15 protein-coding genes and 1 pseudogene are annotated in these 13,806 nt (G+C 61.5%); 2 read left to right on the top strand and 14 right to left on the bottom strand.

Going from position 1 to position 13,806, the window contains the following annotated elements; genetic code table 11:
- Positions 1–58: 58 nt before the first annotated feature.
- The 3 genes and pseudogenes from cysE to katG form a co-directional block, all read right to left on the bottom strand.
- On the bottom strand, positions 59–880 hold the full coding sequence (gene cysE, locus PP263_RS13565) for a serine O-acetyltransferase (protein WP_308364084.1): 822 nt from the start codon (positions 878–880) through the stop codon (positions 59–61).
- A gap of 16 nt (positions 881–896) precedes the next feature.
- Positions 897–1,884 (bottom strand): annotated as a pseudogene (locus PP263_RS13570) (serine/threonine protein kinase).
- Between the two features lie 210 nt (positions 1,885–2,094).
- The gene (gene katG, locus PP263_RS13575; protein WP_308364085.1) at positions 2,095–4,305 is read right to left on the bottom strand and encodes a catalase/peroxidase HPI; all 2,211 of its coding nucleotides are present in this window, start codon (positions 4,303–4,305) and stop codon (positions 2,095–2,097) included.
- Between the two features lie 515 nt (positions 4,306–4,820).
- Here katG and PP263_RS13580 point away from each other — a divergent pair.
- Both PP263_RS13580 and PP263_RS13585 read left to right on the top strand, forming a co-directional pair.
- A complete protein-coding gene (locus PP263_RS13580) occupies positions 4,821–5,525 on the top strand; it encodes a glutathione S-transferase family protein (protein ID WP_308364087.1) in 705 nt (234 codons plus the stop codon).
- 99 nt (positions 5,526–5,624) lie between these two features.
- On the top strand, positions 5,625–6,437 hold the full coding sequence (locus PP263_RS13585; protein ID WP_308364088.1) for a DUF3298 domain-containing protein: 813 nt from the start codon (positions 5,625–5,627) through the stop codon (positions 6,435–6,437).
- 4 nt (positions 6,438–6,441) lie between these two features.
- Here PP263_RS13585 and PP263_RS13590 read toward each other — a convergent pair whose 3' ends face one another.
- The 11 genes from PP263_RS13590 to PP263_RS13640 are packed head-to-tail and all read right to left on the bottom strand — an operon-like array spanning position 6,442 to position 13,804.
- Positions 6,442–7,353 carry a hypothetical protein gene (locus PP263_RS13590; protein ID WP_308364090.1) on the bottom strand — a complete coding sequence of 304 codons (912 nt, stop codon included), beginning with the start codon at positions 7,351–7,353 and terminating at the stop codon, positions 6,442–6,444.
- A complete protein-coding gene (locus PP263_RS13595) occupies positions 7,353–8,030 on the bottom strand; it encodes an iron-containing redox enzyme family protein (protein WP_308364091.1) in 678 nt (225 codons plus the stop codon). The genes PP263_RS13590 and PP263_RS13595 overlap by 1 nt, the downstream gene beginning before the upstream one ends.
- Positions 8,031–8,032: 2 nt before the next feature.
- Positions 8,033–9,160 (bottom strand): 3-oxoacyl-[acyl-carrier-protein] synthase III C-terminal domain-containing protein, encoded by a 1,128-nt coding sequence (locus PP263_RS13600; RefSeq protein WP_308364092.1) that lies wholly within the window; start codon positions 9,158–9,160, stop codon positions 8,033–8,035.
- A gap of 23 nt (positions 9,161–9,183) precedes the next feature.
- Positions 9,184–9,885, bottom strand: coding sequence for an aspartate/glutamate racemase family protein (locus PP263_RS13605; RefSeq protein ID WP_308364094.1), 702 nt, complete (start codon positions 9,883–9,885; stop codon positions 9,184–9,186).
- Complete coding sequence (locus PP263_RS13610) at positions 9,882–10,253, bottom strand: VOC family protein (RefSeq protein ID WP_308364095.1); 372 nt, start codon at positions 10,251–10,253, stop codon at positions 9,882–9,884. Before PP263_RS13610 ends, PP263_RS13605 begins: the two co-directional genes overlap by 4 nt.
- An 11-nt stretch (positions 10,254–10,264) precedes the next feature.
- Positions 10,265–10,687, bottom strand: coding sequence for a PaaI family thioesterase (locus PP263_RS13615; protein WP_308364096.1), 423 nt, complete (start codon positions 10,685–10,687; stop codon positions 10,265–10,267).
- Between the two features lie 12 nt (positions 10,688–10,699).
- Positions 10,700–11,206 carry a DNA-deoxyinosine glycosylase gene (locus PP263_RS13620; RefSeq protein ID WP_308364097.1) on the bottom strand — a complete coding sequence of 169 codons (507 nt, stop codon included), beginning with the start codon at positions 11,204–11,206 and terminating at the stop codon, positions 10,700–10,702.
- 6 nt (positions 11,207–11,212) lie between these two features.
- Entirely contained in the window at positions 11,213–11,539 is a 327-nt protein-coding gene (locus PP263_RS13625) for a phosphotyrosine protein phosphatase (protein ID WP_308364098.1), read from the bottom strand.
- A gap of 9 nt (positions 11,540–11,548) precedes the next feature.
- Entirely contained in the window at positions 11,549–11,971 is a 423-nt protein-coding gene (locus PP263_RS13630; RefSeq protein ID WP_308364100.1) for a hypothetical protein, read from the bottom strand.
- A gap of 16 nt (positions 11,972–11,987) precedes the next feature.
- Positions 11,988–12,521 carry a GNAT family N-acetyltransferase gene (locus PP263_RS13635; RefSeq protein ID WP_308364101.1) on the bottom strand — a complete coding sequence of 178 codons (534 nt, stop codon included), beginning with the start codon at positions 12,519–12,521 and terminating at the stop codon, positions 11,988–11,990.
- Between the two features lie 26 nt (positions 12,522–12,547).
- On the bottom strand, positions 12,548–13,804 hold the full coding sequence (locus PP263_RS13640; RefSeq protein ID WP_308364102.1) for an alpha/beta hydrolase-fold protein: 1,257 nt from the start codon (positions 13,802–13,804) through the stop codon (positions 12,548–12,550).
- Between the last annotated feature and the right edge of the window lie 2 nt (positions 13,805–13,806).

Here is a 13,806-nt window from a genome sequence, read left to right on the forward strand (position 1 = left end):
GGAACGGTGGCGCCGGAGCCCTCAGCGCACTGATAGCCCTCAGCGCAACTGATAGCCGTCAGCGCAGTTGCCTGTCCACCTCCGACAGCGCGCACTGGTCCATGGACAGCGCCGGCTGCGCGCAGCTGGCATCGCCGATCACCCGCGCGGGGACGCCGGCGACCAGCTTCTGCGCCGGTATCGATTTGAGCACTACACTGCCGGAGGCCACCTGGGCGCACTGGCCGATCTCGATGTTGCCCAGCACTTTGCTGCCGGCGCCGATCAGCACGCCCCGGCGCACTTTGGGGTGGCGGTCGCCGCTCTCCTTGCCGGTGCCCCCCAGGGTCACCGACTGCATGATCGATACGTTGTCCTCCACCACCGCGGTCTCGCCGATCACAATGCCGGTGGCGTGGTCCAGCAGTATGCCCTGCCCCAGCTCCGCCGCCGGGTGAATGTCCACGCTGAACACCACCGAGATGCGGTGCTGCAGGAACAGCGCCAGGGAGCGGCGCTTCTGGCGCCACAGCCAGTGGGCCACGCGGTGGGCCTGCAGGGCGTGGAAGCCCTTGAAGTACAGGAAGGGTTCGTAGAGGGCACTGCAGGCGGAATCCCGCTGGTGGACGGCGGCCAGGTCGGCGCGCGCGGCGCGGCCGATGCCGGCGTCCGCCACCAGTGCCTCGTCGATCACCTCGCGGATCAGCAGCGCCGGCGCCACGGGGCTGTCCAGTTTGTTGGCCAGGTGAAAACTCAGCGCCGATTCCAGGGTGTCGTGGTTGAGGATGGTGGCGTGCAGGAAGCTCGCCAGCATCGGCTCCCGCTCCACCTGCTGGGCCACGCCGCCGCGGATCTCCCGCCAGATTTCATCGGTTTTCACATCCACTCGGTAAGCTTCCATCGACAATATTCCTCCTTTAGACAGCGCCGAGGGTCAGCGGCGGTTCCTGCAGCGCAGACAACTGCTCGCGCAACGCCAGTATATGTGTCCCCCAGTAGTTCGGGGTATTGAACCAGGGGAAGGCCAGGGGAAAGGCCGGGTCCTGCCAGCGACGCGCCAGCCAGGCGGCGTGGTGCATCTGGCGCAGGCAGCGCAGCGGCTCAATCAGCTGCAGCTCCTGCGGGTCGAAACTGGAGAAGGTCTCGTAGCCCTCGATCACCGCGTCCAGGTAGGCAGTCTGCTCGGCGCGGTTACCCGAAATGAGCATCCAGATGTCCTGGATCGCCGGGCCGGTGAGGCAGTCGTCCAGGTCCACGAACCAGGGGGTCTCCTCGCGCCACAGGAAATTGCCGGGGTGGCAGTCGCCGTGCAGGCGCAGGGTCGCCCAGTCGCGCTCGAACAGCGGCGCTATCCGCTCGATGATATGGGCGGTCACCGATTCGTAGGCCTCGCGGTTTTCCCGCGGCAGGAAGTCACCGGCGAGGATGAATTCGCGGCTGTCGATGGCGAAGTGCTGCAGGGTCAGCGCTGGCCGGTACTGGAAGGGCCTGGCGCGGCCCACCGCGTGGATGCGCCCGAGCATGGTGCCCACCTGCTCCAGGTGCTCGAAATTGTCCAGCTCCACCTGCCGCCCGCCGCGGCGGGGGAAGAGCGCGAAGCGGAACCCCCCGGCTTCCATCAGCGTGCGGCCGTCGAACTGCAGCGGCGCCACCACCGGAATCTCCGCCGCCGCCAGTTCCAGGGTGAACTGGTGCTCCTCCACGATCTGCTCGTCACTCCAGCGGCCCGGACGGTAGAACTTGGCGATCAGTGGCTCGCTCTCCTCGATACCCACCTGGTAGACGCGGTTTTCGTAGCTGTTCAGGGGAAAGATGCGCGCGTCGGACACCAGCCCGGCGCTCTCCACACAGGTCGATAACCATATCCGGCGTGAGGGCTTCGTAGGGGTGGTGGCTCTGGGGCATGACATATCCGGGGTTTACATAGGACAGCTATGCTAACCCGGCCCGCGCGCCGGGACCAAACAGACAAATCTGTTCGGAACAAATTTGTACCGCCGCCAACAGCCCTTCGGGGAGCATGGGGGAAGTGCAAAAAACGGCGGCGTTGAGTAACGCCGCCGTTTTCCGTTGACTGCAACAGGGTTGCAGTGTGGTCGTCCTGTGAGGTCCGGATTATTTCAAGTCAAAACGGTCCAGAGTCATCACCTTGGTCCAGGCGCCGACAAAGTCCTCGACGAATTTTTCCCGGTTGTCGTCGCTGGCATAGACTTCCGCCACGGCGCGCAGTTCGGAGTTGGAGCCGAAGACCAGGTCCACCGGGGTGGCGGTCCACTTCAGCTTGCCGCTCTTGCGGTCGTAGCCTTCGTAAATACCGTTTTCCTCGGACGACTTGGACCACTTGGTGGACATGTCGAGCAGGTTCACGAAGTAGTCGTTGGTCAGGGCGCCCGGTCGATCGGTGAAGACGCCGTGCTTCGAGTCGCCATCGTTGGCGCCCAGGGCGCGCATGCCGCCCACCAGCGCGGTCATTTCCGGAACACTCAGGGTCAGCAGGTCGGCGCGGTCGATCAGCATCTCCGCCGGGGAGAGGTGGCTTTCGCTGCTGTAGTAGTTGCGGAAACCATCTGCTTTGGGTTCCAGGAAGGCAAAGGATTGCACGTCCGTCTGCGCTTGCGCCGCGTCGTTGCGGCCCGGCTTGAAGGGCACCCGAATGTCGTGGCCCGCTTTTTCAGCGGCCTGCTCGATGGCGGCGGCGGCGCCCAGAACGATCAGGTCGGCCAGGGAGACCTTCTTGTTTCCGGACTGCTTGCGGTTGAAGTCTTTCTGGATGCGCTCCAGGCGGCCCAGGACTTTCTTCAGCTCGCGGGGGTCGTTTACGGCCCAGTCTTTCTGGGGCGCCAGGCGGATGCGCGCACCATTGGCGCCGCCGCGCATGTCGGTGCCGCGGAAGCTGGAGGCGGAGGCCCAGGCGGTTCTGACGAGTTGCGGAACGGTCAGCCCGCTGTCCAGTACCCTGGCTTTCAATGCCTCGATGTCCCTGTCGTCAATCAGGGTGTAGTCGACGGCGGGGATCGGGTCCTGCCAGATCAGGATTTCTTTCGGCACCTCACTGCCCAGGTGCCGCGCCCGCGGGCCCAGATCGCGGTGGGTCAGCTTGAACCAGGCCTTGGCGAAGGCCAAGCGGTACGCTTCGGGATCTTCCACGAAGCGCTTGGCGATCTTGCGGTACTCCGGGTCGAACTTCAGCGCCAGGTCGGTGGTGAACATGATGGGCGCGTGGCGCTTGTCGGGAATGTGCGCATCCGGAACGAAGCGGGCCTGATCGGCATTTTTCGGCACCCACTGAGTGGCGCCCGCCGGGCTCTTGGACTTCACCCATTCAAACGCGAACAGGTTGGACAGGTACTGGCTGCTCCACATGGTCGGACTGGCGGTCCAGGCGCCTTCCAGGCCACTGGTAACGGTGTCTTCCGAGTGGCCCTTGCCGCACTTGTTCTTCCAACCGAAGCCCTGCTCTTCAAGAGCCGCACCCGCCGGAGCTTCGCCCACGCATTCCTCGGGTTTGTGGGCGCCGTGGGCCTTGCCGAAGGTGTGACCGCCGGCGATCAGGGCCACGGTTTCCTCGTCGTTCATGGCCATGCGGCCGAAGGATTCGCGGATATCCTTGGCGGCGAGCAGCGGATCGGGGTTGCCGTTGGGGCCTTCCGGGTTGACGTAGATCAGGCCCATCTGCACTGCGGCCAGCGGTTTTTCCAGTTTTCTGTCGCCGCTGTGGCGCTGGTCACCGAGCCACTCCCTTTCCGAGCCCCAGTAGACGATGTCGGCCTCCCATTCGTCTTCGCGGCCACCGGCAAAGCCAAAGGTCTCAAAGCCCATGGATTCCAGGGCCACGTTGCCGGCCAATACCATCAGGTCCGCCCAGGAGATCTTGTTGCCGTATTTCTGTTTTACCGGCCACAGCAGGCGGCGAGCCTTGTCCAGGCTGACGTTGTCGGGCCAGCTGTTGAGAGGCTCGAAGCGCTGCTGGCCGCCGCCGGCGCCGCCGCGGCCATCGTAAACACGGTAGGTTCCGGCGCTGTGCCAGGCCATGCGGATAAAGAAGGGGCCGTAGTGGCCGTAGTCGGCGGGCCACCAGTCCTGGGAAGTGGTCAGCACTTTTTCGATGTCTTTTTTAACCGCATCGAGGTCGAGGCTGGTGAAAGCTGACCCGTAGTCGAAATCGTCATCCATCGGATTGGATTTTTCGGCGTGCTGGCGGAGGGGTTGGAGGCTGAGTTGGTCGGGCCACCAGTCCTGGTTGGACATGGGGGCCTCCTTGGCATTGGCGTTAGCGGAGATGGCTACCGCCAACACTGCCGCCAACGGAAGGGCTCTTTTAAACATTGGATTTGCGCTCCTTATAGCTTTATTGCTTTGTCTATTGCGTGGGGAAAGCCTATAGGGATGCACAATGGCTGGGAAATTAGACATTGTTATCGCTCTGATAGCAGTAGCCAATTCGTGGAATTTCACGTCGGCCGGGGAGTTGGCACCATTTTGCTCGCAATGATCTAAACTTTCCGTTCGTTCAGCGTTTCCGTCTGGGACCGATGGGAAACCGGAAGACAGTCCGGTTTCCGGCTCCGATATCGGGCGTGCTGGATATTGCGAAGTACGGGCTGGCTGCGGATTCCCGCCGAGGAGGAAAAGGAAGGCTCGGACAAGGCGACCCACGGCGAAGAAGCCTATGAGGACAAGTAGCGCCACATCGCCAGCATTTCCGGGCGGAAACAATAGACAAATCTATTTGATCCCCGGGTTAATAATAGGACGATAACTAACCTATTAATCGCTTACCTTACCACTACGGCCAGCGAGACTCGCGGCCTTTCCATTCAACCACGGTAAGGAAATCGAAAATGCCTCCCGTCCTGTTCTACGGCGTTTCCCAGGGTTGCTCATTCGGCTCCATAGTTGCATTGGAGTGGTTGCGGCGGCCCTACCACCTGTGCCGCATCGAAAGAATCGGGCACCTCCAAGACCCGCTCTACAGCCAGGTAAACCCGCTGATGAAAACTCCGGCCCTGCTGCTGGACAACGGCGATATCCTGAGCGAAAGTCTGGCGATCCTGATGCACCTGGCCATACACGATCCGGACAGCCCGCTTGGGATATGCCCGGGCACAGCGAAGTTCGACCGGCTGTGCCAGACCCTGGCCTACCTGCATACCGACGTCTTCTCGGCGTTCGCCCCGTTGCGCGCCCTGGTGGAAACTCGAGGGCTGACCACTGAACAGCGGGAGCTTCTGTACGTCCTCGGACGCGAACAGATTGCCCGGTGCTGTGCCCATCTCAACGGGCTGCTGGAGGGCAGCGACTGGCTCTTGGGTGAACGCAGTCTAGCGGATGCTTACCTGTCCGGCATCGCCCGCCGGGTTGGACACCACAGGTTGTTCGGTCTGCAGCGCAACTATCCGTACCTGGCCCGCTATCTGCGGAAACTGCAACAGGACCCGGCAGTGCGTTTCGCCCAGGCAATCGAAGAAGTGACTCCCACGAAAAGCGGCGCCGATTTCAGAGGCCATATTCACCTGAAGGATTTGCGCCCGCGGCTGGCAGCCTGAGCTAAGCTTGCCCTGAGCCCCCACGGGGGGCATCCTTTCCGCCACTGGCGCGGGCCCGGCCCGCGTCTCTATCCGGAATCGAGCTGACAGGGACCCGCTATGCCGACAAGACCTTCCATAAAATCCATCGCCACAACTGCGATTCTCGCCATCCTGCTGTCGCTGGCCGGCTGTGACCGCGAGCGGGAGTCACAGAGCGATTCCCCGGAGAACCAGCCTCCGATCGGCAAGTTGAAATCCAAGCGGGAAACTTTCGAGCGTCGGGCAAGCGGTTGCACCGAAAAAGAGGAATGCGCGTCCGTGTCCATCACCCGCGAGGTGTTCGAACAGCGGCCGGCGTTGAACAGAGTCGTTCTTCAGCAGATGATCCACCAACTTCAGGGAAACGGTGAGGATCAGACGTCTGCAAACAGCCTGGAGGAACTCGCCGACAACTTTCTCGCCGAAGCGGCGGAGGGGCACGGGGAGAGCAGCGCCCGCTGGCAGCTCACCGGCGAGGCAAAGCGACTGGCCCGTCGCGACGACCTGCTCACGGTGGAAATCAACAGCTATATCTATACCGGCGGCGCCCACGGCATGCCGGCCATTCGCTGGCTCAACTGGGACCTGGCCGCGGACGAAGAGGTACCCTTGAGCGAGACGATCCGGAAGGGCCAGGAGAAGGACTTCTGGGGAGAGGCCCGGGGGGCACACCGGCGCTGGCTGGATGAACAGCCGGGAACCAACAGGGAATTCCGCGAGACCTGGCCGTTCCGGCGCAGCACTAACTTCCGTTTCGACGACGAGGGCCTGGTGTTGCTTTACAACGTCTATGCCCTGGGGCCCTACGTCCTCGGCCCTGTAGAGCTGACAATCCCCTGGAAGGACCTGCGCGGCATAGTGCACGAACAGTACCTGCCGGAGAAAGAGTAGACCACTAGGATTCCACACAAAGCTGCTGCGCAACATCCTCACGCGCAGCAGTCACCTTCAAATTGCGCAGATAGCCATGCAGCAATTCCGCATCGAGCCCGTGCAGCATCAGCCGGAAGCCGGCCTGCAAAGTTGAGTGCGGCACCATCGGGTGCCGGTTGCTGACCAGGGACAGGGCAGTGCCGTCGTTCAGCAGCCTGCCGATATAGATGGATACCGTTTCGTCCAACTGCAGTGAATTACTCGCGCGCCAGAAATCGTGATCCGAGAGAAACAGTGCGTATAGCGGCGTATACAGTTCGATCGCGGTCTGCAGGTCGATCACATTGGTGAAATGCGCCTCGCCCGGGTCCAGCTCGAACTCTGCGGAGGAGATCGCGCTGAAATCCAGTTGCCGCGGGGGCACGATCTCCCGGTTTTCCTCGCGCAGCTTCTGGCTCAGTTCGGCGACAAAATTGTAGATATTCAGGTCGTGGATCAGGAAGGTGTCATCCAACAGGTCTTCCAGGCGGCGCGGCCGCAGAGGCCGGGTGCTCTCTATCTCAACCCCGTCGATATTGTCGGCGATAAACTGCAGCAGTTCGGTGCCGATATTGAAATGGCGCAGGATCAGGTAGTTGGCATCCGGACGCACGAAATACTTTAGCCCCCAGTAGATGGTGCGATGGAGAATTTTCGAGGAGTTCCAGCGCTCCGGAATTGCGATGCGCAACAGTTGCACCAGCACGATACTGAGCCGCGCCAGCGGCCGTACCACCGGCAGCAGCAGGCGGCGGGACCAGGTATTATGGCCGGCGAGCAGCGCCCGCTTGGCGCCCTCGTTTATCGGCAGGCTTCTGTCCAGGTACAGGGCCAGCCAGGGATTCGGGTCCCGCCGGTTGATGGTGCCCTGTTCGAAATCGCTGTTCCAGCTCATTAATAGTTCCCCAACTCCTCCAACTGCAACAGGTACAGGCGCCCGGTGACCCGCGCGGTTTCCAGGATGCGCTCCGCCAGGCCGTCTGTGTCCAGGATGCCGGAACCCAGCGTTTCCGCCAGTTCCGCCAAGTGATCCTCGTCGTGCTGCGCGTGGTAGAGATAAAACGAGACCTGGTCTCCGCGCAGCCCCAGATGCTTTTGCAGCGACTCGGCAAAGATGCCGGCGAAGTGTTTGCCCAGCCCCTCGATCATAAACATCGCCCCCAGCAGGTCCAGCGGATTCGGCTGCGAGGCCCGGTGGTACATCCACGCGGAGAGAGCGTTGGAGCCGATATTTTTCCGCCCGCCGCGCAGCGTCGCGAGATCGCCGCCCACGGACTGGTAGTCCCGCTCCAGCATCCGGTAATCCAGGTGCTCGGTTTTCGCATGGGAAAGGAAGCTCGAGCGCAACTCGAGGTGCCCGCGGTCGATGGAGGACACCGCGCGGGCGATCCAGCAGGCCCCCTCGATCACCTGCTGGTAGTGATCGCAGAGGATGGTGCGGTAGTCATCCAGGCGCAGTGCACCCCGCAGGGCGCGGCTGATCATCGGCACCTGGACCAACCGGCCCTCGAAATCCGCCCAGGTTTTGGTGAGTTCGCGGATCAGCCGCGACGTCTTGTCGTTTTCATTCACTGTTAAACCACCGTCATACACATAAAGGCCGCCAGGCAGCGCCCGCTCTCCGGCACGAAGCAGAGCACCCGGTCGCCGGGTTGCAGTGCGGTCTCGCGCATCAGTTGATCGATCATCAGGAAAATGGAGGCCGAGCCCACATTTCCCACCCGATGCTGATTGTTGAACCAGCGCTCCTCTGGAATCATCGCCCCGGAGCGGGTCAGCAAGGTTTTCATCCGGTTGCCGAGGGACCTGGCCGAATAGTGGGGCAGAAAATAGCGCACCTCCCCCGGCGACAGCCGTCGCTTGTCCAACACCTCGAGAAAGTAACCCATCCACACCGGGAACATCTGCTGCAATAAATCGAAGTCCTGGCGCAACGCCACGGCGCCATCGCCGCAGGCCTCGGTCGGCGCCCCGTAGTGGGCCCAGGGCTTGAACTGCTCCGGGTCCGCAGTGCGGCTTCCCGCGTACATGCAGCTGGGAAAGCGGTCGGCGAAGGACTTTTGCTCTATCCAGTCGATACGCAGGCAGGGCCGGCTGTCGTCGGCCCGGGATTCCATCACCAACGCTGCGGCGCCGTCGGACAGCGTCCAGCGCAGGAATTCGTATTGCAGTGCCTCTTCCGCGGACAAGCCGGCAAAGTCGATCGCCGAATAGAAACCCGGCTGGAACCAGCGGCTGGAAAACTCGCTGCCACAGGCAACGGCGGTGTGGTGTTCCCCGGCGCGAATATTCAGGTAGCTGGATTTGATCGCCATCATGCTGCTGCCGCACACACTCTGGTGCGAGGAGATTTCCATCGGCCCCGCGCCAAGTCCGGCGTGCACCGCACTGGCATGGCCCGGCACCAGCAGGTCGCCCTGGGTAGTGCTGGTGGAGAGATAACCGATACGGCGGGGGTCCAGTCTCGCCAGATCGCAGGCGGAAAGAATAGCCTGTGCCGCCATTTCCGCATTGGTAAAAAGGTAATTGCCCCCGGCGTCGATGGCATAGTGCCGGGACTTGATGCCGTTTTGCCTCAGGGAGGCGGCTTTCAGTTTTCGGCTGTGTTCGCTGAGGAGGCCGATGCGCTCCTCCATGGTCCCATTGTCCACCGGCGCGCCCGGCAGAAAGCTGCCGGTCCCGGTGATAAAAACATCCTGCATGCAATATTTGCCTGTTTATTGTTTTATGTTATGTCGAGCAGGGCCCGGTCCACCGCCGCCCGCGCGTGTATTTCAGTGGTATCGAACAGCGGCACCGGAGCATCCGCCGCCGTTACCAGCATACCGATCTCTGTGCAGCCGAGAATAATCCCCTCCGCGCCCCGCTCCACCAGGCGCCGGATAATGTCCCGATAAGCCGCGCGGGATTCGTCGCGCACCGTACCCAGGCAGAGTTCCTGGTAAATTACCTGGTGCACCAGCGCCCGCTCTTCGGCATCCGGCAGCAATACGGGGATGCCGTGCTCCTCCTGCAGGCGGCCGCGGTAAAAATTCTCCTCCATGGTAAAGCGGGTGCCCAACAGCCCCACGGTGCGGGCACCGGCGCGCCCGATCTCCGCGGCTGTGGCATCGGCGATATGCAGCAGGGGAATGGAGACCGCCGCCTCCACCGCCGGCGCAATCTTGTGCATGGTGTTGGTGCAGATCAGCAGGAAGTCGGCGCCCGCCGCCGCCAGTGACCGCGCTGCAGCCGCCAGCAGTTCACCGGCCTCTTCCCAGCGGCCGGCATGCTGCAATTGCTCTATCTCGTGAAAGTCGACACTGTAGAGCAGCAGGCGCGCCGAGTGCAGGCCGCCGAGGCGCTCCTTCACCAGTTCGTTGATACGCCGGTAATAGATCTGGGTGGACTCCCAGCTCATGCCTCCGATCAGGCCGACGGTCTTCACGACTGCACCGGCGTGTGACAGACCGCTTCGATATTGTGCCCGTCCGGGTCCATCACGAAGGCGCCGTAGTAATCGGGGTGGTAGATCTCGCGCAGGCCGGGAGGGCCATTGTCCTTGCCGCCGGCGTCCAGCGCAGCGCGATAAAATGCGTCGACCATTTCCCGGTTATCCGCGCGGAAGGCGATATGCAGCCCGGGCCTCACCTGCTTGCCCACCTGTATCCAGAAATCCGGTTTGCCGCCGATTCCGAAGCCGCCCCAATCGGCGTATTCCAGAATCAGCTGATAGCCCAGCGGCGCCAGTGCTTCCTGGTAGAAGGCCTTGCTGCGCTCGTAGCTGTGCACCTGTAGGCCGATATGGTCCAGCATTCTTTTCCTCCTCAATCCGTTTTGGCGCTCCCGAGCCTGGCGATGGTTCCCTGGGCTACAGCGCAGAGGTTCTCTTCATCGCCGTTCACGGCGTAGACCTCGCAGCGGCAGACCGCCTGGGTCCTGCCCGAGTGAACAACGCTCGCCCTGGCGACAATATACTCGCCCACCGCCGGGCGCACATAGTTGATCTTGAATTCCGAGGTGACCACATTGGTGCCCAGCACGCTGCCACCGGCATAGGTCAGCGCGTTGTCCGCGGCATAGCTCACCACACCGCCGTGTACAAAGCCGTGTTGCTGTTTGAGTTCATCCGTGACCGGAACCCGCAGTTCCGCATTGCCGGCAGAGAACCCGTCCAGTTCGGCCCCCAGCAACCGGCTGAACGGCTGGCTGGCAAGCACGTCCCTGCCCATGGGCAGCAGTGAATCCATAACTACCTCCTCTTATTCCACGATAGCGCGCCACCGCTCGAGTTTACCTGAAAAGCTGAGCGAGGCGTTGGCCGGACTGGTGGAGGGCAATCTCAGGGTGGGAAGGGCAGCGTATTGCTCGGGCAGTGTTGGCAGTACATATTTCCGATACATCTGCTCCGACTTGGCGCCGTTGAAATAGATATACCCAATCCCCGGGTGATCGGCGAGGAATCCGGCAAAATCGTTTGGCACTATGGACGAAGCGACAATATCCGAATCCAGGCTGCCCGATCGGGTGCAGCTCTTCAGTACATCCCAGAGCGCGATCCGATGCTTCACCAGTTGTGCACAGCGCTGTTCGTAGCTAAGAAGCCCGGGGTCAAGCGCCAGCACCGATTCGATAATTCGCCAGAAGGCGTTGCGCGGATGGGCATAATACTGCTTCGCGCGCAGCGAAGCCTTGCTCGGCACGGAACCGAGGATCAGGCGTTCGGCGCTCCCGGACGCAATCGGTTCGAAGCTGTGAATACAGGTCATTCGGCTTCAGTCCGGGCGGAGGTATTCGGATACCCCGGACTCCAGCAATTCCACCAGTTCCGGGTCCATATAGGCAAACCTGTCCGGGATATTCAGGCATACCAACCGTCTGTCATCGAGCAGATCCGGGTATTTTTTCAACAGCAGTTCCCGGTGGAAGGCCTCCATAACAAATACCCTGTCCGCCCACTCGATCAAGTCCCGGCTCACCGTCCTGGCCGCAGCCGGATTGACCCCCGCGCCAAGCGCATTGACACCCCGGTAATATGAAAAAACCGCTTCCGCAGTAGGGCTGCGCAGGCGGTTTTCACTACAGACAAACAGCAGGTTCACGGCTCCGCCCTATGTTGCCGGCGCCAGCAACCACAGATAGAGGCCGTAGCTGGCCACGCCGGTACCGAAGATAAACTGGCCGATAAGCAGCGCGCGTATCGCGAAAGTGTATCGGACAAAGCTGCCCTTTTCCGCGCTGTCCCGGGTAAATAATCTGCACTCCTCCGAGAGATCGCCTTCCAGTTTTTTGAGCCCTGGAACCGCCAGGCTGAGCAGCTCCCGGCTGCGCGCATCCACCAACCAGAAAACCGATGAGAGTATCACCACAAAACCGCCGAGCAACGCCAGGCTCAGGGGGTGGAAGCCCTTTTCAACCGCGGTAAAGATACCGCCCTCGGCGAACATCGACAGAACGACAAAAAAGTTGAAACCCTTCAGCCGCTGCTCGGCATTGAACCTGTAGTGCTCGCAAAGATACTGCTGTTCGTTCACCCGACATCCCCAAAACCTATTTGCAGGAATATTCTGCACGCTCCAGGCGAAAGACGAAACAGTCGTCCTCGCCAAACCGGCGGCGCTCGACAAACCTGAAGCCGATCCGCTCGTAAAAACGGTGCGCGCGAACATTGCTTGCCAACGGATCGATCAATACCGCCATCACCGCCGGATCCGCGAAACAGCGGTCGAGAGCCAGTTCCATCATCCGGGTGCCGTAGCCCCGGCCCAGGTCCCGCGCCTCGCCGATCCAGATATCGATGGCTCGGAGGTTCTCCGGGACATCGCCCCAGTAGTGACTGTCCTCCAATGCCGGATCGATAATCTGCATAAAACCGATCGGCCGGCTATCCAGCTCGGCGATCAGTTGCTCGCGCCAGTCGGGGTTGCGCGCCAGCTCCATCTCCCAGCCCCAGTCGTCATTCGGGTCTGCGGCGATCACGTGAGGTTGTTCGTCCCAGTGGCGCAGCAGGTCCAGATCGGCGGGAGAGGCCGGGCGCAGTTTCATGGCCGGCTGCCCGGAAGAGATGGCTGGCGTATCGGACATAGCTGTGTTCCGGGTAATTTTCAGGGTCAGGCTTCGGTGCGCACCAGAGCCGCATTAAGGATGTTCATCTGCCACTGCCCCGCATTTTGCCGCTCCGCCAGGGCGGCGGCCCTCTGGTAGTATTCGCGGGCCTTCCGGCGATTATCCAATTGTTCATAGACGCCGGCGATTTCCTGCAAGTACTTTACCGAAGCGGAAAAACGGGACTCCGATTCCCGGAGTATTTCCAGCGCCCTCTTCGGGGAATCGAAATGGCCCGCATAGGCGGCCTGCATAATGATAAAATCCCGCTCAGACATGGGGAGATCCCGCCTCACCCGCGCAACCAGTGCGTCAATTTCCGCGGCCCTCTCCCGGTTATACAACGTCCGAATCACGCTTTTTACGCTGGACGTCGGTATGGGCTGGTTGATGCCGAATGCATCCATTCGCGCCCTGTAATGCGCCAGGACACCGTCCGGTTCCATTGCGGATATCTCGCTCCCGGACAGGTACCAGCCGTCGAAGATCTCTTTCAGGCTGTCGCGCAGCGCGGGCAGGCCGACGGAGTTGTGGTTTTCATCCCCGTAATGGGTGAACTGCCATTCGATGCCCTGCACATTCTTCCGGTCCAGCACTTCCAGGAATCCGTAGACCCCCATACGGGTCTCATCCGCCAGCGACAAGTGGAGGGTTTTCCCCCGATAGCTGTTCTTGCCAACCAGCTCCGCCGCGGCTTTTTCCAGTTGATGGTCACCTACCCAGAGAGCGGGGCTGATGGCCACGTAATGGTCGAAGCTGTCCGGCTTTTCCAGTAGTGCGTTGACCGTGAACAGGCCACCGATGGACTGCCCCACCAGCGTCGCATTTTGCGCGGACCGATAGTGCCGGTCGATATAGGGTTTCAGCTCCTTTTCCAGGAAATTCAGGAATTGACCGGCTTTTCCTCCCTTGCCGTCACCGCTGGCGGGAGTCATATTCTCCCGGTAGCGGAGTGTTCCCTTGTCGGCAATCCCGACAAGAATCACTTCCGGGATCATCTGCCCTTTGTTCGCCAGCAGGTCGAGCATGCCGGACACGCCGTGAAAGTTATAGTCCCCGTCCAGCAGGTAGACCACCGGGTAGCTGGTGTCTTTATCGACCCAATAACCCTCGGGCAGGAGAACCTGTATCGCGCGCTCCTCCTGCAACACCTCCGATTTCAGGGTGATGCGCTCTCCGGGGGCACCGGCGTTGGCGGCCGCGCCCAGAACACAGAGCAGAAGAAATACAATCATCAATTTGATATCGGTATTTTTATTCATTA

The organism is Microbulbifer sp. TB1203, from assembly GCF_030997045.1.
Taxonomy (GTDB): domain Bacteria; phylum Pseudomonadota; class Gammaproteobacteria; order Pseudomonadales; family Cellvibrionaceae; genus Microbulbifer.